This window comes from Ruminococcus sp. OA3, from assembly GCF_022440845.1.
Taxonomy (GTDB): domain Bacteria; phylum Bacillota; class Clostridia; order Lachnospirales; family Lachnospiraceae; genus Ruminococcus_G.
Map to the genome: position 1 here is coordinate 521,903 of NZ_JAKNTO010000001.1, position 18,064 is coordinate 539,966.

The window sequence follows — 18,064 nt, forward strand, 5'->3', positions numbered from 1 at the left end:
TTTTTGTTCAATCTTAATTAAGCCTGCTGTCTTGCAGCTTCTAAACGGCGGCGTTTTGTTTCCATCTGCTCGCGAATTACATCAAGCAATACTGCCAGAATAATTACCAGACCAAGCACCATATTCTGTACCGCAGAATCAATAGACAGAAGGGTGAACCCATTCCTCAGAGTTGCAATAATCAGTGCGCCAATCATGGTACCCAGCATGGTGCCTTTACCGCCCATAAATGAAGCACCGCCGATAACACAGGCTGCGATGGCATCTGTATCATAAGGTTGTATGGCATTGGCTCCATTACAAATACCGGAACGCCCAATAGATATGATACCTGCGAGAGCTGCCATGAATCCAGAGAGCGCATAACAGAAAGTCAGTACATTTGCAGAATTAATACCGGAAAGTCTGGTTGCCTCCATGTTTCCTCCTGCACAGTAAACGGAACGGCCAAGCGCAGTTCTCGTAAGTAAAATATGCAGGATTATATAGATCACTACAACTACAAGAAAACTTATCGGAAATCCACTGATAGTATTTGCCCCCAGTGCCTGTACTCCTTTTGGAAAATTTCCAATCATTTGAGATCCTGTTACCAGAAGGGCAAATCCCCACAGAAAATTTTTCATTCCCAGGGTCGAAACAAAGGGATGCGGCAGATGCAGCCTGGTAAGAAGGGTGCCGTTGATGAATCCAATCAGCGTACCTGCCAGAAGTCCAACAACGATCATAATAAAAGAATTTGTCATTCCCATTTTTACCAGCATGCCCATGAAACAGGCACAGAAGGTTGCATTTGCACCAACCGAAAGATCGATACCCGCGGTAATCAGGCAGAACAGCATCCCCGTGGATAATAGTGCATTAAAGGATGTCTGTTTCAAAATTGACATAAAGTTACTGTAGCTCAAAAAATTATTGCTTGCTACTGCCAGGATAACACAGAGAATAATAAATGCTCCAAAGGTACCTGCATAAGACATTAAGCCGCTCGCTTTTTTTGTTTTGTTCATGATAACTTACCTCCCCAGGCAGCCTTCATCAGACTTTCCTGATTAAAATGATCCGTATCTCTTTCCACCTCTCCCATAACTCTTCCTCCGCGCATGACGACCACACGGTCACTCATGCCAAGGATTTCCGGAAGCTCGGAGGAAATCATGATCACACATTTTCCTTCCTTTACCAGACTGTTCATCACCTTGTATACTTCAATTTTGGCGCCTACGTCAATCCCACGGGTTGGCTCATCAAAGATATAGATATCACAGTCAGCATTAATCCATTTTCCAAGAACGACCTTCTGCTGATTGCCGCCGGACAGTTGTCCAACCCGCTCATCCGGGGACGGTGTCTTGATACGAAGCGACTCGATATTCTCTGCACATATCTCATCGATTTTTTTGTCGTCCAGAAACACCCCTTTGCTGAAACCTTTGACGTTTGCCAAAAACACGTTCGTACGGATAGACTCCTGTAATACCAGCCCCTGGCCTTTTCGATCTTCCGTGAGGAACGCAATTCCTGCTTTGATCGCATGCCCCGGACTCTTGATATTCACTTCTTTGCCGTGGACAAATATCTTTCCGTCATCCAGTGGATCCGCTCCAAATATAGCACGCATGGTCTCCGTCCGGCCAGCTCCTACCAAACCGGCAAATCCAAGAATCTCCCCGCCGTATGCTTTAAAACTGACATCATCCAGAATGCCCCCCTCTTTCAGATGCTGAACCTCCAGCATAACTTCACCCTTTTTCCCAAATTCCTTGGGAAACAAATTATCCAGTGTCCGTCCCACCATGGCAGCAATCAGCGAATCACTGGTCCAGTCTTTGATATCTCTGGTATCCACATACTGCCCGTCACGGATAACCGTTACACGGTCGCACAGCTCAAACAGTTCTTCCAGTTTGTGCGATACAAAGACAATGCCAATACCTCTGGCTTTTAAATTACGGCAGGTTTCCATTAACTGTTTCACTTCATTTTCGCCGAGAGAGGAGGTTGGCTCATCCATAATAATCATTTTTGCATCAATCAGAATTGCCTTCGCAATCTCGATCATCTGCTGTACCCCCATACCAAGTGTGCCTGCGGCCTTTTCCGGATCTACATCCTGTCCAAGGGACGCCATAACCTCTCTTGTTTTTTTATGCATGGTTTTATAATCCAGCAGCCCTGTAGGACCTTTGATCCATTTGTTGATAAAAATATTATCTGTAATACTCAGTAATTTCTCAATATTCAGCTCCTGATACACACAGGCAATGCCTGCTGCTGCCGAGTCGTTCGGATTCTTAAAGCTCTTTAACCGGCCCTCTACATAAATCTCACCTGCATCGGGACAATGTACACCTGTCAAAACCTTAATCAGCGTGGATTTTCCTGCACCGTTTTCTCCAATCAACCCCAAAATCTCTCCAGGTTTAACAGCCAACTGCATCTTATCGAGCGCTACGACACCTGGAAATGTCTTTCGGCAATTCTTCAATTCTACTACATATTCACTCATAGACACCCACCCTTTTCAAAAAAGCATCCTTAACAACAGCATAACGCCAATTAGGATACTTTACACATTTAACACGTTTCTGCCGTATATCTTCTGTTTATTACATGCTGATCCAGATATTTCCTTCTTTTTGACTTTTTACACAGGCCTGTACAAATCGAACCCCCTCCACCCCGTCTTCTGCATGTGGATAGAAATAAGAGGCACGAGAAGCAGCACACTGATTCTTTTTATCCAGCAGATGTCGGCAGAATTCATGATAAATATTGGCAAAAGCTTCGTAAAATCCTTCAGGGTGCCCTGCCGGTATTCTCGACATTTCACGGCTCTCCTCACATAAGTATTCACGATTTGCGGCATAGATCTGCACCGGTCCCCCTAACATGGATACCCGAAGATGAGTAGGATCTTCATGAGACCACTGGATGGCTCCTTTCTCCCCGTAGATTTTCAGCTCTATGGTGCAATCATGACCAATTGCTACATTGCTTGTCCAGCACAGCCCATGAACTCCGTTATTAAAATCCATTAAAATGCGTGCAGTCGTTTCCAGGGGTGCATCCTGTGGATAATAACCGAAATCAGACAATACCTGTTTTATTTTAAGACCTGTCATCGCATGGATCAGATAATACAAATGGACCCCCATTGCTGCCGTAACATTGGAATTCCCCGACTTCTTTGGATCACCAATCCATGCGGTAAAATTATCTTCTTCACTGTTTAATCCCAAGATCATCCAGTCCTGCGGATATTCCGCGACCACATCAATGACACGGCCTATTACACCGGTCTCAATCAGCTTCCTGCACTCCCGCATAATCGGATAGTGGGCATATGTATAAGTCACACACACTTCCAGCCCTTTTTTGACTGCCAAAGCCTGCAGTTCCTCAGCCTGACTTACCTCCAGGGTGAACGGTTTTTCGCACACTACATTGATGCCATGCTCTAAAAAACATTTAGTAATCTCGTAATGGGTCGCATTTGGCGTCACGACACTGACAAAATCGATACCATCCGTCCTGGCTGCTTCCTTTTCCGCCATTTCCTGATAACTTCCGTAAATCCGCTCCGGCTCAACTCCCCAAAATACACCGTCTTCCTGATTACATTTTGCATTTCTTGTAAAGCACCCTGCAGACAGAACTGCCAGATTATCCATCGCAGCTCCGCGGCGGTGACTATTACCTATATTACCGCCGTTACCTCCGCCAACCATTCCAAAACGCAATTTTTTTTCCATATCTGTCACCTCATTTATTGGCTGTATCTTTTTAGTTTGTTATTCCTGGGGATACAGAACCACTTTTTGCGCCTGTTTGTTCCGCATCAGCTGCAATCCCTTTTCAATTTCGCTCAGCGAAAGTTCATGTGTTACAATCTGTTCCAATCCAAGCACTGGATCGTTCAGCAGCTCAATCGCCGGAGGAAAGCTGAATTTTGTGCTTAGACTCGCCATAACTGTAATCTCTTTTCTATTAATATTTCCGGGCTGTATCGTGGAATGCTGGGTCATATTCTGGCCAAAGATCAGAATCCTGCCGCCACATTTTACGATATCTACTGCATGCTCAAGTACTGTTCCTGCCCCTACCGCATCAATTACTGCATCCGCAAGAGTTCCCCACTGCTCTTCCAGTTTTTGCATCCAATTTTGTTCTCCGGGATTAAACACATAAGATGCTCCAAGATTTTCTGCCTCCTGACGGCGAACAGGATCCATCTCACCGACTGCAATGTGACGTATGCCAAACCGTTTCAATACCCGAAGAAAAATCAGTCCGATCGCCCCTGCGCCAAATAACACAATCTTTTCATGAGGCATCGGCGCAAGCTTCATAATGCCATTCATGACACACGCAAGCGGTTCAGCCAGTGCGGCTGCCTTTGCAGGTAATTCTTTTGGAACAAGATGCAGTTGTTTTTCCGGCAGCACACAATATCCGGCAAAGCCTCCATCACGCCACTGTCCCGTATTCTGTGCATTTCTGCACAGATTTCCATGACCACTTTTACATTCCGGGCATACCCCGCATTGAATATTTGGTTCAACGACAACCCGGTCACCTGCCTGAACTGTGGAAACCGCTTCGCCGACCTCCCGTACATAGGCCACAAACTCATGACCCATAATTGTGCCAGGCCTGCCGTACTGTCCCGGAGGTACATTCAAAATATGCAGATCACTTCCACATATACTCACTGCTTCCACCTGCAGCAGCACATCATCCTCTTTTATAATTTCCGGAACCGGAACTTCTTTCAGTGACAACACTCCGTTCCCCTCAAAGACTGCCGCCTTCATTATTTTACGATCCATAATAAGCTCCTCATTTTATTAATTAATCTAACAGACCCTTCAAATCATCCAGTCTCTCCTGCGCATTGGACTTATCGATTACCCAGGAACCCGAATCGATAAACTCATCCAGCTTCTGTCCGCCTAATGCCTGAACTGCTGCCTCAACTGCTTTGTATCCCATTCCATAGGCATCCTGCACGACAGACATTGTCTCTTCCCCTGCCAGAATTGCTTCACACGCCGCACGGTCACCGTTGAATCCCAGCCAGATTGTATTTTCATATGCCGGGTTATCTTTTGCGGTGCGGGCTGCAGCCATAACCATATCATCATTATTGGCACAGATAATGGCAATCCCTTCAGGATGATTCTGCATGATCGCTTCCATACTGTTGACAGCTTTATCTGCCACAGCATCTGCATACTGCGTCTCGTCAGCCAAAAATTCTCCGCCTGCAGCCTCAATACCCTTCTGATAACCAGTCATACGAGCTGTATTTGTAGAATCTCCCTGTACACCGGCAATATCAATCGCCTTAATTTCATCCCAGCCAGCCGCTTTTGCCGCTTCAACAGCCGCTTCCGCTCCAAGTTGTGCCGCAGCTTCATTTCCTGTTCCGACAAAAGAAAGGACCTCCGGCGCATCAATATCAGTGTCCAGCGCGATGATCGGTAACTTCGTCCCATTAATCTGAGTGATAACCTGGTCTGACTGCAGCGGTGCAATGACAATTGCGTCATATGCACCGGAGTTCACATCCGTCTCAATCATATTCAGCTGCTCATCGTATGCAGTTTCGGAACTTGCTCCTTTTATCTCTACTGTTACACCTGCTTTTTCTGCATATGCCTCACAGCCTGCCTGTACATACTGCCAGTATTCTGCGGCCGTTGTTTTGAGGATGACACTGATCTTTTTTCCTGAAGCCGCCCCGTCTTTTTCACCTGCCGTCTCTACTTCTGCTGCCACTGCCGACTCCGATGCTTCTGAAGCTTTCTCATTTGTGGAGCTGGCACATCCAGCCATACACCCTGCCAGCATTGCACCTGTCAGTACTACTGCCAATACCTTCGTTTTCATGTTGCTACCTCCTGTTATACATTTGTTTTTATTTCTTACTTTGCAGAAGTAAACTCGTCCTTTTCCGCAAAGATAAGATTCGTCATTGGGAACGTTCCCATTTTTCTGTAAAAAAATAAAACTTCAGCAACTGTATGTCAGTATACCACGGGAACGTTCCCATTTCAAGAAAAATTTATAAAAAAATACAACTTTTTAAATTTTGAACAGCTCCTGTTTGTGAATATCCACAATACTTTCCCGATTTACAATATTCAATGTCGTAAAATAAGAGGATCCATTGCCCTTATTATCTGTTGTAACATATTGAAACAGCGTACGCACCGCCTCATAGCCTTCCCGAAAGGGATTCTGAGTGATTACAAATTTGATTGCTCTCTTTTCAAATAATTCCTGCGTATCTTCAAAAATATCATATCCAATCAGAGTTACATCTTCATTACCACTGTCCAGTACTGCTCTGGCTATAAATGGGTAACTGATCCCTGTACATAAGATGCCCTCTACCTCTGCATTCTCCTGCAGAAACTTAAGCGCCAGCTGGTAATTGTCGGAACTTCCTTCGTCAGCACAGATAATTTCTTTTACCTGAATTTCCTTTGCATTCTCCTGCAGAAACGCTTGAAACCCCCGTTCTCGTTCTGTATATGCGTGGTATTGAGTGCTCTCATGAAAGATAACAACGCGCCCTTTACTGTGAAGAGCCGTTGCCATCAGTTCCCCTGCTACGCGCCCGGCACGGTAATAATTCTGTCCGATAAGCTGAAAACGTTTTGATGAAGGCAGGTCCGAACTGACCGCGACAACCGGAACATTCAATGACTCTAATTCATTAACTACTTTCACTATTTCGGGATGATCAACAGGTTTTAATATGATCCCTTTTATATCCTGCTCTTTTAATGATTCCAGAATCTGATATTGCTCCTGGTAATCCCCTTGTTTCATATCAAAGAAACGAAGCCGCACACCTAAATCGTAATATTCTTCCTGAGCCGCAAACAAACCTTCTTTTATCTGCTCATCAAATAACTGCCACCGGAATAAAACCGCTATTACAACCGGTGAATTTTGCCTGCGGAGTGCGCTCCCCGCGATATTTTTCCGGTAACCACATTCACTGGCCACACGCAAAACAAGTTCCCGCGTCTCTGGACTTACTCCTGGCTGGTTCTTCAGTGCCCGGTCGACTGTTGATTTGGACACTCCTGATTTTTCAGCAATTGTTGTAATTGTTTCTCTCATTTTCAATAACTCTCCACTCTTGCTTGTCCACACTTAATTAAATTCGATTATAGCATTTCACCATTTTTCATGCAATGCAAATTCTATTTAAAAAAGGTACTTCTCAAAGAAGTACCTTTCGAGTGAAGACAAAATATATATGGTTGCCAGGGAACTTTAGGATGCATCTTCAAATAGCCGCCATACAGATGGAATTTTGGTTTTCAATCATGAATTTTACAGTTACCAGCAGGTATACCCTCCATCCACCGTAATCGTCGTACCTGTAGTAAATGAAGACGCATCTGACACCAGATACAGTGCAGCACCCACCAGCTCCTCCGGAACGCCAAAACGGTGCATCGGTGTAAACCGCAGCCAGTCTTCCAGAATGGGATCTTCGTTGCTGAGCCGTTTCTCAATCAATGCGGTTTTTGTGTAACCGGGATTGATCGCATTGACTCGCACTCCGCGCCCGGCCCATTCGCAGGCCAGGCTCTTGGTGAGCATGATGGAACCCGCCTTTGAGGTATTGTAATTACACTGGGGCTGGGGATTGTTGGCAATAACGCCTGACATGGACGCAATATTTACAATGCTGCCCTTCTGCTGTCTCAGCATCACGTTTCCAACCGCCTTTGAGACCAGGAACTGGCTGGTCAGATTGATATCCATCACCCACTTAAAATCTTCTTCTGACATTTCTTCCGCCGCTTTGCCACGCCCGCTTCCCGCATTGTTGACTAGTACGTCGATATGTCCATAGGTGTCACACACCGCGTTTACCATATCCCTGACCTGACCCTCATCGGTAACGTCCGTCTTTACGGCCATACAGGTTACGCCCAGAGCCTGAATCTCCTCTGCCGCTGTCTCCAGGTTCTGTTCATCGATGCCGGCGATCACAATATCACTTCCGGCTTCCGCCAGGCCTTTTGCAATGGCAAGTCCGATTCCCCGTTCCCCGCCTGTGATAATGCTCACTTTTCCCGTTAAAGAAAATAAATCCAAAATGCTCATACGGTTTTCTCCTTTACTTTTTCATGGAGACAGCCTTCTTAACTTTCTCCATCAGAACCTCCGGCGTAAGTCCATAGCATTTCAGGACCTCCTCCGCTTTGCCGCTGCGCCCGAATTCATCATTCACACCGTGCCTGATCACCGGAATGGGACAGTTCTGCGAACAGCATTCTGCCACCGCACTGCCAAGCCCGCCCAGAACGGTATGTTCTTCCGTCGTCACAATCGCGCCTGTGTCCCGCGCCGCTTTTACCACGAGCTCCTGATCCAGTGGTTTTATGGTATGCATATCAATGACACGGACAGATAGATCTTTCATCTGCAGCTGCTCCGCTGCTGCGAGTGCCATCTGTACCATGATCCCATTGGCTATGATGGTGACGTCGGTACCGTCCCGCAGCACCGCGCCTTTTCCAATTTCAAACCGATATCCTTCGATGGTATCCGTGACCGTCTCCACCGGATTCCGCCCAGACCGCATATAGGCCGGTCCCTCGTATTCCACCAGAGCTTCCACTGCCAGTCTCATCTCATTGCAGTCGCAGGGACAGAGCACCGTCATTCCCGGTATGGCACGCATCAAGGCAAAGTCTTCAATACATTGATGGGTTGCACCATCCTCGCCCACCGACAGTCCTCCGTGAGAGCCCACGATCTTCACGTTTAACTTCGGATATGCGATAGAATTTCTGACTTGCTCAAAGGAGCGCCCTGCTGCAAACATGGCGAAGGAATTCGTAAAAGGTTTCATGCCGCACGCCGCCATTCCGGCCGCTGCCCCCTGCATATTGGATTCCGCAATGCCCATGTCATAGAACTGTTCCGGGTGCGCCTCTTTAAAGAATTTCGTCATGGTCGCTCCTGCAAGATCAGCGTCAAAACAGATAAGCTCCGGATACTTGTCTCCCATTTTGGCCAGTGTCTGCCCGTAGGCATTTCTGGTCGCCATTATTTCTGCCATCACGAATCCTCCTTTAGTTCTGCAATCTGCGCTTCCAGTTCCGCGCAGGCTTTTTGATACTGCTGCTCATCGGGGGCTTTTCCATGCCAGCCGACCTGATGTTCCATAAAGGAGACCCCTTTTCCCTTCACCGTCCTTGCTATGATGACGGTGGGCTGATCCTGTGTCTCCCTGGCTTCGGCAAATGCCGCTGTTATCTCAGAAAAGTTATGCCCGTCGATCACAATGGCATGGGCGCCGAAGGCCTCCATTTTTTTATCCAGCGGTTCCGTGGGCATCACCTCCTCCGTGGTGCCGTCTATCTGAAGTCCATTGCTGTCTACGATCACACACAGATTGGAAAGCTTGTACTTATGGGCTGCCATCAGCGCCTCCCAGACCTGACCCTCATCCAGCTCTCCATCGCCTAACATGGTATAGACGCGGTAATCACTGTTTTTCTTTTTTCCGGCCATGGCCATCCCCACCGCCGCCGAGATCCCCTGTCCCAGTGATCCGGTGGACATATCCACACCTTTTACATGGTGCATTTCCACATGGCCGGACAGATGGCCGTCCACTCTCCGGAACATTTCAAGCTCCTGCTCCGGAAAAAATCCGCGGAGTGCCAGGATGGAATACAGTGCCGGGGAACAGTGCCCTTTTGACATTACAAACCGGTCCCGATCCTCTTTCCCGGGATTTTCCGGGTCAATCTTCATCTCCTCGAAATACAGTGCCGTGATCAGATCCAGACAGGATAAGGAACCTCCTGGATGTCCGGACGCCGCGCGGTAAATCATCGAAAGTGCGCCAAGACGCGCCTTTGCAGCGGTCAGCGCCAAATGTCTGTTTTTCATAAAACGTTCCTTTCTTTTTCAACTATCGTCACTGGTTATCCGCCAGTACCTTTCTCAGAAATTGGCCGCCCGCAAAGGCATCCGCCACAAGTCTGGACGGGTCGGCCTCGCTGCTTAAGCTTCTCCATACCCTTGTCCGCTTCGCATTATGGGCGGATGTCAGCACAAACGGTTCCATCACGATGGCTCCCTCATAGCCGGAGCTGTTTAAGGCTCTGGCAAGATTATTCCAGTTGATGTCATCGGCAACCAGCCCCGGAATCCTCCGGTTGGAACTGCCCACGTGAAAATGTCCCAGCCTTCTCTTTGCACATGCGTAAGCAATTGCCGCGGAGGATACGTCCTCCTCAATATTCATATGGTAGGAATCCAGCAAAATCTTTGCCCTGTCGCTCCCCACGCTCTCTGCAAAGGCCACGGCCTCCGACGATGTGTTGAACAGGAACTGTTCAAACCGGTTCAGCACCTCGAAGCAGTAATCCACCCCCACTGCCTCCGCAGTCTTTATAATCTCTCTCATGCTGTCCCTGCAGTAACCAAGTGCACGTTTCTTCTCTTCCTGTGCATCCTGTGATGCATCCGGGCAGCGCAGCCATTCGGAATAATTGCAGCCCGACCATACTGTAAGCCCCAGCTTGGGCATTTTATCCAAAACTCGTTTACAGAACTCAATCCCCGCACTTCTCGCACTTGCGGAATCGGATGCAATATCGTTTTCCGCTGTCAGCCCACCGTTTAACGTGGCTGACATGTGATATGCGTCCAGCTTTTCTGTAAATTCTCTGCATTCACTTTCGGTCATCCGCATCAGCCAGTCCGGATTAATCTCAATCACATCCAGCCCCGCATGATGGGTCAACTCCAACATATTAAAAATATCATGCTCCTCACCGGTTCCCCACCAGTAGCCGATGTGCAGTCCAATTTTATTCATATGAGTCACTTCTTTCTTCTTCCCTCGTCTACGGTTTTACATCTTAACGATAATTTTACAATGCTCCTGTCCGTTTACACATTCGGTAAAAGCTTTTTGTATTTCAGCAAATGCAAACTCTCCGGTGATCATGTGGAGCAGCTGACCACTCAGCTTTTCATCCGACAAGATCATTCGGACCGCCGCCTCATAGGCGGGCTGTGTGTGGACCCGGATGGAACTGATCTGAATTTCTTTGCGCATCAGATTCCAGGTGTCAATCGGACGCGGCTCTTTAGCATAAGCAACCATCACGGCAGATCCCCGGACGGCGCCCACCTTCGTCAGCAGTTCCGTGGAGACCGGAACCCCCGATGTCTCAAACAGATAGTCAAAACCAGCTCCCTCTGTGATGCGCTCCGCCTCTTCCTCCAGATTTTTCTTCCTGGAATCGATGACTTCAAAACCCATGTCTTTAGCGAACTGGATCCTTTTCTCAGCCACTTCGCTTAATACCACCTGGCAGGCTCCCGCTTTTTGAGCCGCCAGTGCACAGCATAACCCGATTGGTCCGGCGCCCAGCACCAGTACCCGGTCTGAAATCTTGACATCAAATCTGCCTGCGGCGTAGACACCTACCGCCAGGGGTTCTGCCATGGCGCAGGCTTTTAAGTCCGCTGTCTCCGGCAAAAGAAGTACACGTTCTTTTCTCACTTTCACATATTCTGCGAAGGTTCCTTCCACCTGGGTCCCCAGAACCTTCAACGAACGGCAGAGATTAAAATTCCCTTTTTTACAGGCATCACAGTGCCCACAGGGCTGGATGATATGGGCACATACCTTGGCACCTGCTGGGATCTCTTCACACCTCGGGCCGGTCTTTTCCACAGTACCGGAAAATTCGTGCCCCAGGATCATGCCCTTATGGGCCAACGGATGCCTGCCCACAAAAGAATGAATATCGGAACCACAGATTCCCGTGTAAGCCACACGAATCAATACTTCCTGGTCCCCCAACGATAGGTCGGGAACCTCTTTTATTTCCAGATGGTTCCAATCGGTTAACACTGCTGCTTTCATCTTTTACTCCTGTCTGATCACGCTGTATGCTTGATTCGTTTAATCATGGTGTCCTGCATTTCCCTGGAAAGCTGGATAAAGTAAGCCGATAAGCCGCCCATACGCACGCGAAGTCCCTGATGTTTCATCGGATTCTTCTGTGCATCCTCCAGCATCTCGCTGCTGACGCCGGTGAGCGTCATGATATGGCCGCCCAGATCACAGAAGGATTTCATCAGCCCGACCATTCTGGCGATTCCTTCATCACCCTCCACCTCGTTGGAGTTGATCTGCATATCCAGCGGGCATCCGGTAACGAATTTATACAGCTGCTCCTTGGTTGCAGATTTGATCGCCGCTGTCGGTCCCTTCAGATCAAGGCCCAGCGCCGGAGAATAATTGCTGCTGATGGATTCCTGACTCATTCTGCCATCGGGGGAGGCCCCTACATTGTGACCGAACCTTGCATAATTTTCAAAGGTTCCGATGCCGCAGCACAGCTTAAGGTTACCGGATTTTCCTTCTTCCTGCTTCTTGATCACCAGCTCATAACAGTCGTTCAGCGTCCGTACCATCAGCTCATCCACCTCGTCGTTGTCATTTCCGACCTTCGGTATCTTATTGATAATTCTCTGACGGAGCGCCTCTTCCCCTTTGAAATTGCTGCGGCAGAGCTCTGCCACCTGTTCCAGGGTCAGTTCACCCGACTCATAGACCAGCTTTTTGATCGCCAGCATGGAGTCCGTAAAGTTGGCGATACCGGTAATGATAAAGGAGTACAGGTTGTACTTTGTTCCGTCCAGGGAGAGGTCCATTCCTCGCTCCACACAGTCATGCATCATGGAAGACAAAAGCGGTGAAGGAGCAATCTTATAGCGGTCATGATAATACTCTACTTTATTTCTCAGGATGCGCCCGATTTGGATATCCACCAGCTGCATCACCGCAGCATAGAAATCATCAAAGCTCTTGTACTGGCTTAACTCCCCCAGATCCTCGTTCTCTTTTTTGTTTCTCGCCAGGCTCATGCCGTGCTGCAGCACGTATTCCAGCATCTGAAGCAGTTCTACATGGGCATAGGAGAAATAGGATTTACCGGGAATCAGTACTTCCCAGCAGCCGTCATTGGAATAATCCCTTGCATCCTCAAGTGGAATTCCCATCTCCGTCAGGCCTTTAATCACAGTTGCATCATTATATAATGCCGGTTCCCCGGAGCCTTTGCGCAGAATTTTCGCACATTCTTCATAGAGTTTCTTCGGTGCATCCTCATGGAGCCTGACCGACAATACCGGTACCACCGGTTCCAGATAGCCCCACATTTTCAGAATGGAATACGTCATATCATTGGTTGCGTCTTCACCGGAAGGCGTTACCCCGCCGAGAATCATATTGATCAGCCAATGGTTTGCCGAAGTTCCATAATTGTAGCTTTCGTCATTTTCCATCACGAACGATACTGCCATATCCTCCGGATCTCCGCCGTCTCCCTGCTCTTCCTCCGTCATATGCACTTCCCAGTGATCCTGGTTGAGCTGTACACGTTCACTGAATTTCGCCAGCCAGCTTCCCACCAGTTCGTCTGCCTGTTCCGCTGTCAGGATCCCCTGTTCCACGTCATGCTGATAGAATGGGTACAGATACTGATCGGATCGTCCTGTGGGAATATATTCCATGGTGCTGTGATTCGCGATAAACACAAACCAGAAGCTCTGCAGTGCTTCCTGCAGCGTTTCTGCCGGTTCCATCGGCACTTTTCTGCAAATTCTTGAGATTTCCATCAGTTCTCTGCGGCGGACGGGATCTGTTTCTTCATTCGCACATTTGATAGTCAGATCCGCGTAGCGGCCGGCAAGTGCCGCCACCCCGTCCAGAGTAATGAGCATGGCTCGAAAGAAATCCATTCTCTCCTGATCCGGCTGTTCTTTGCTGCATTCTTCATCGATCCTGGCATAGATGTCCGACTGGATGCCCCGCAGTCCTCTGTTTAAAACCATGCCATAATCCGGCGGATGATGGCCCCATGGAGCTTTTGTCGTAAAGCAGCTTGCAGATGCCTTTTCCTTTTCTTCCGGCAGTGCATAGTCCGGAAATTCTTTTCCGAAACCGATGGACGCCATGGCTGCAATCCCCACAATCAGCTCATCCGGTTTCACTTCAACAGGCATGTTTTCACACACATAAGCCGTCGCTACCGCTTTGCGGATCATCACAGATTCTTTTTTGATGTCATCGTTTGTCAGGATTGTCTTGTCAGATCCCCACCACTCTTTTTTGGTGTAATACTCCACTTCAAACAATCGTTTCTTAATTTTTTCAATTCTTGTCAACTTATATTCCTCCTTGATTTTATATCTATGAATTCTTGCTCTTGGAGGCCACATCGATGGCTACCGCAAACAGCAGAACAAGACCGCGTACAATATATTGATGCATGGAACCCAGATTCATCAGGCTCATCCCGTTGTCGAGACCCGTCATCAGGATCGTTCCGAGAATAGCGTAGGGTATCGAACCGATACCGCCCAGGGTACTGACACCGCCCACGATACATCCCGTAATCGCACTGAACTCAAAATCCTTTCCCGCAGAAGCAGTCGCCTGTCCCACACGCCCGAGATAAACGATACTGGCGATTGCCACCAGAAAACCCATCAGGATATAGACCTGGAACACCACTTTTTTTACATTGATGCCTGCAAGCCGCGTCGCCTCGCTGTTGCCACCGATGGAAAATATGTACCGGCCGAATACGGTATTCTTTGCCACATAGCTGAAGACACAGCCCAGCACCGCCAGAAGCAGCAGCGCATAGGGCAGTCCCTGGTAGGAATTCAGGATCAGATAGACCAGCAGCAGCGCGGCGATGATGGCAACAACCTTTGCGATAAATTTCCCGTTGCTTTCCATGGGAAGCGAGAACTTTCTGGCATTTTTTCTGGAGCGAACCATCAGGATCACAATCAGCAAAGCCGCCAGCAGAATCAGAATCAATGTCGTGTCGTGAATGGAATCGGAAAAGATGGTGGGCAGATAAGCCGCACCGATCATTCCGAAGGATTTGCTGACCGGCCCAACCGTGGCGCCGCCGCCCACCCAGAGGCATAACCCCCGGAACATCAGCATTCCCGCGAGAGTTACAATGAAGGAGGGCAGATTTCGGTAGGAGACCCAATACCCCTGCCATGCTCCAATCACAACGCCCCCGGCAAGCATCGCCAGTATCGTCACGATGGTCCCGCAGCCGTTCACCTGCATTACAGCTCCCAGCGCTGCCAGAAGACCCAGCACCGAGCCTCCCGACAGATCCATGTTGCCGGATACCATCACAAACACAATTCCGATACCCATAATGGAATAGACACAGCCCTGCATCATGATATTGGTCAGATTCCTTGATGTCAGGAACGTCCCATGTGTCAGGATCTGAAACACACCGAAGATAATAATGGTTTCTATCAGCAGCATCACCTGCGTAATATTATTTTTTACTTTAGAACTTAAAAACTCATGAATTTGCATCCGTCGTCCCTCCCTGTATACACCTCATGATTTCCGTCTGTGAAATACATTCCTGCTTATTCAGCTCGCCTACGATTCTGCCCTCGTTCATCACATACACCCGGTCGCAGATTCCAATAATCTCAGGCATCTCGGAAGAAATGACAATCACACATTTTCCCTGTGCCGCCAGTTTGTCCATAATCGTATAGATCTCATACTTTGCCCCCACATCGATGCCGCGGGTGGGCTCATCCACAATCAGAATGTCCGGATCTGTCATCAGCCACTTTGCCAGAATCACCTTCTGCTGGTTCCCCCCGCTTAAGTTCCTGGTCAGCTGCATGATGGACGGCGTCTTCACCTGAAGTTCCTTTGAAAATCTGGCGACCTCCTGAATTTCCTTATTGTTATTGATGATCCCAAACCTGGCCAGCTTGTTAAAGTTGGGCAGTGCAATATTGGCACGTATGGAATTGTTCAGCACCAGTCCCAGCTTCTTTCGGTCCTCGGTAACATAGCTGATACCGTTTTCAATCGCCTCTTTCGGACTATGTATTTTCTTCTCCTGTCCGTTTATTTTCAAGGTGCCGGAAACCGGCTTACAGGCTGCCCCGAACAGGCTTAAGGCCAGTTCCGTCCTTCCTGCTCCCATTAATCCAGCAATCCCAAGAATTTCTCCCCGGTTTGCGTGAATACTGATTTTGTTCAGCAGCATTTTGCCTGGTATACTCTCATTTATAACGGACCAGTCCTGCACCTCCAACGCAGTCTCTTTAAGTACCTGATGCGTGGACTCCGGATACAGGTTCGTCAGCTCCCGCCCAACCATATATGCAATCAGTTCCCCTTCGTCAATGTCACGGATTGATTTCGTCACAATTGTTTTTCCATCCCGCAGAACGGTAACGGTATTCGCAATCTGAAAAACTTCGCTCAGCTTATGGGAGATATAGATGATGGACACTCCCTGCCTCTGAAGCTTCAGGATCAATGTCAGAAGTACCTCGGTTTCCTGATCCGTCAGGGACGACGTCGGCTCATCAAAAATCAATGCCTTTACGTTTTTGTTGATGGCCCTCACGATTTCCAGCATCTGCTGCTGCCCTGGACTGAGTTCGTTTGCCAAAGTGGCGGGACTGACCTGCAGCCCTACCATATCGAGAAGTTCTTTTGCCTTCAAATACTGATGCTCCCAGTCAATGATGCCATTCCTCTTCATCTCATTACCGAGGAAAATATTTTCACATACTGTCAGATTTTTTACAATGTTAAGCTCCTGATGAACAATGGCAACACCAGCTTCTTCACTTTCTTTTACCCCGCGAAATATACATTCTGTTCCCTCCAAAAGCAATTTCCCAGAATCTTTCTGATAAACTCCGCTCAGAACCTTCATAAGCGTAGATTTACCAGCACCGTTTTCCCCTACTAATGCATGGACTTCTCCTGCTGCCACCCGAAAGGATACCCGATCCAGCGCAAGCACCCCCGGAAAACTTTTTGTAATCTCCTGCATCTCAAGAATATATTCTGGCAAACATTTCACCCCTTTCCCTTCACGTACCGGCCCTTCAACCTCAGCTATTCATAGACTTCGTCTTTGCTCATATATCCGCTGTCAATTAAAATTTCATCCAGATGTTCTTTATCAACAACCGTCGGAGGCAGGGACAGCATCGGAATACCTTCATAGTCACCGCTTGCCTTAACCTCTTCACCCTTCGCAAGCAGCCCCGCCGCTTCAATGGTGGCTTTGGCAAGTTCATCAGATGCTTTGTACAAGGTGATGGTCTGTGTTCCTGCGACAATTCTCTGAGCTGCTGCCAGTTCGGAATCCTGTCCCGTCACAAGTGTACTTCCCGCAAGGCCTGCAGATTCCAGCGCCTGCACTGCACCGCCTGCGATACCGTCATTGGCACAGAGTACGGCTGCCATCTCATTATGGTTGGCTGTCAGTGCATTTTCTGCATGGGCAAGCCCTTCGTCGGATGCCCAGTTCTTGCAGTTCTGATCGGAAACAATGGTGATATCCCCCGAATCCACATAGCTTTGAAGCACTTCCATCCAGCCCTGATGGATCTCATTGGTTGCCGGCTGATTTACCACGTCCCCTCCGAGAAGTGTGTAATTACCTTTTGGAGCCATCTCCACCGCATACTCTGCCATGGATCTTCCGACGGCTACATTATCAAAAGTTACATACAGGTCGTAAGGATCACCGGCCCATACACGGTCGTAACCAATCACCTTTACACCCTCAGCTGCCGCTCTCTGTACGATATTACCCGTGGAACCCGGATCGCATGCCGCAAGCACGAGTACATCGATGCCCGTTGTCAGAAGATTTTCAACCTGAGAAAATTGTTTGTCCGTATCACCGTTAGCCACCTGTAAAATCGTTTCATAACCCAGATCTTCGGCAGCTTTCTGCAGATTCTCGGCATGGGTCACCCAGATTTCTTCCTGGGCGGTGGGAAGTGCCAGCCCAATGGTAATACCGCCTGTTTTTTCTGATCCCCCGTTCTCCGACGATGCGTCAACTGATGCCGTACTTTTTCCACACCCGCTCATCAGCATGGCACATACACTGACCCCCAACACCAGCGCTGTTAATTTTTTCAACCTTCTTTTCATTTTCTTTCCTCGCTT

General features: G+C 48.3%; 15 protein-coding genes. All 15 read right to left on the minus strand.

Annotated features, from left to right (window positions below; translation table 11 throughout):
* Nucleotides 1-17: 17 nt before the first annotated feature.
* A complete protein-coding gene (locus tag MCG98_RS02510; RefSeq protein WP_240300298.1) occupies nucleotides 18-1,010 on the minus strand; it encodes an ABC transporter permease in 993 nt (330 codons plus the stop codon).
* Nucleotides 1,007-2,509, minus strand: a complete 1,503-nt coding sequence (locus MCG98_RS02515) for a sugar ABC transporter ATP-binding protein (RefSeq protein ID WP_240300299.1) — start codon at nucleotides 2,507-2,509, stop codon at nucleotides 1,007-1,009. Before MCG98_RS02515 ends, MCG98_RS02510 begins: the two co-directional genes overlap by 4 nt.
* Nucleotides 2,510-2,609: 100 nt before the next feature.
* Nucleotides 2,610-3,755, minus strand: coding sequence for a Gfo/Idh/MocA family oxidoreductase (locus MCG98_RS02520; protein WP_240300300.1), 1,146 nt, complete (start codon nucleotides 3,753-3,755; stop codon nucleotides 2,610-2,612).
* Between the two features lie 39 nt (nucleotides 3,756-3,794).
* Nucleotides 3,795-4,832, minus strand: a complete 1,038-nt coding sequence (locus MCG98_RS02525; RefSeq protein ID WP_240300301.1) for an alcohol dehydrogenase catalytic domain-containing protein — start codon at nucleotides 4,830-4,832, stop codon at nucleotides 3,795-3,797.
* Nucleotides 4,833-4,854: 22 nt separating this feature from the next.
* The gene (locus tag MCG98_RS02530) at nucleotides 4,855-5,895 is read right to left on the minus strand and encodes a sugar ABC transporter substrate-binding protein (RefSeq protein WP_240300302.1); all 1,041 of its coding nucleotides are present in this window, start codon (nucleotides 5,893-5,895) and stop codon (nucleotides 4,855-4,857) included.
* Nucleotides 5,896-6,090: 195 nt separating this feature from the next.
* On the minus strand, nucleotides 6,091-7,140 hold the full coding sequence (locus tag MCG98_RS02535) for a LacI family DNA-binding transcriptional regulator (protein WP_240300303.1): 1,050 nt from the start codon (nucleotides 7,138-7,140) through the stop codon (nucleotides 6,091-6,093).
* 222 nt (nucleotides 7,141-7,362) lie between these two features.
* The gene (locus MCG98_RS02540; RefSeq protein WP_240300304.1) at nucleotides 7,363-8,139 is read right to left on the minus strand and encodes a glucose 1-dehydrogenase; all 777 of its coding nucleotides are present in this window, start codon (nucleotides 8,137-8,139) and stop codon (nucleotides 7,363-7,365) included.
* Between the two features lie 13 nt (nucleotides 8,140-8,152).
* Nucleotides 8,153-9,100 carry a transketolase family protein gene (locus MCG98_RS02545; RefSeq protein WP_240300305.1) on the minus strand — a complete coding sequence of 316 codons (948 nt, stop codon included), beginning with the start codon at nucleotides 9,098-9,100 and terminating at the stop codon, nucleotides 8,153-8,155.
* The gene (locus tag MCG98_RS02550; protein WP_240300306.1) at nucleotides 9,100-9,939 is read right to left on the minus strand and encodes a transketolase; all 840 of its coding nucleotides are present in this window, start codon (nucleotides 9,937-9,939) and stop codon (nucleotides 9,100-9,102) included. Before MCG98_RS02550 ends, MCG98_RS02545 begins: the two co-directional genes overlap by 1 nt.
* A 28-nt stretch (nucleotides 9,940-9,967) precedes the next feature.
* A complete protein-coding gene (locus MCG98_RS02555; RefSeq protein WP_240300307.1) occupies nucleotides 9,968-10,873 on the minus strand; it encodes a sugar phosphate isomerase/epimerase family protein in 906 nt (301 codons plus the stop codon).
* Between the two features lie 36 nt (nucleotides 10,874-10,909).
* Complete coding sequence (locus MCG98_RS02560) at nucleotides 10,910-11,932, minus strand: alcohol dehydrogenase catalytic domain-containing protein (RefSeq protein ID WP_240300308.1); 1,023 nt, start codon at nucleotides 11,930-11,932, stop codon at nucleotides 10,910-10,912.
* 17 nt (nucleotides 11,933-11,949) lie between these two features.
* Nucleotides 11,950-14,241: a pyruvate formate lyase family protein gene (locus MCG98_RS02565; protein WP_240300309.1), complete on the minus strand. Its 2,292-nt coding sequence runs from the start codon at nucleotides 14,239-14,241 to the stop codon at nucleotides 11,950-11,952.
* 25 nt (nucleotides 14,242-14,266) lie between these two features.
* Nucleotides 14,267-15,433 carry a sugar ABC transporter permease gene (locus MCG98_RS02570; protein ID WP_240300310.1) on the minus strand — a complete coding sequence of 389 codons (1,167 nt, stop codon included), beginning with the start codon at nucleotides 15,431-15,433 and terminating at the stop codon, nucleotides 14,267-14,269.
* Complete coding sequence (locus tag MCG98_RS02575; protein WP_240300311.1) at nucleotides 15,420-16,952, minus strand: sugar ABC transporter ATP-binding protein; 1,533 nt, start codon at nucleotides 16,950-16,952, stop codon at nucleotides 15,420-15,422. The genes MCG98_RS02570 and MCG98_RS02575 overlap by 14 nt, the downstream gene beginning before the upstream one ends.
* A 44-nt stretch (nucleotides 16,953-16,996) precedes the next feature.
* Entirely contained in the window at nucleotides 16,997-18,049 is a 1,053-nt protein-coding gene (locus tag MCG98_RS02580) for a substrate-binding domain-containing protein (protein WP_240300312.1), read from the minus strand.
* Between the last annotated feature and the right edge of the window lie 15 nt (nucleotides 18,050-18,064).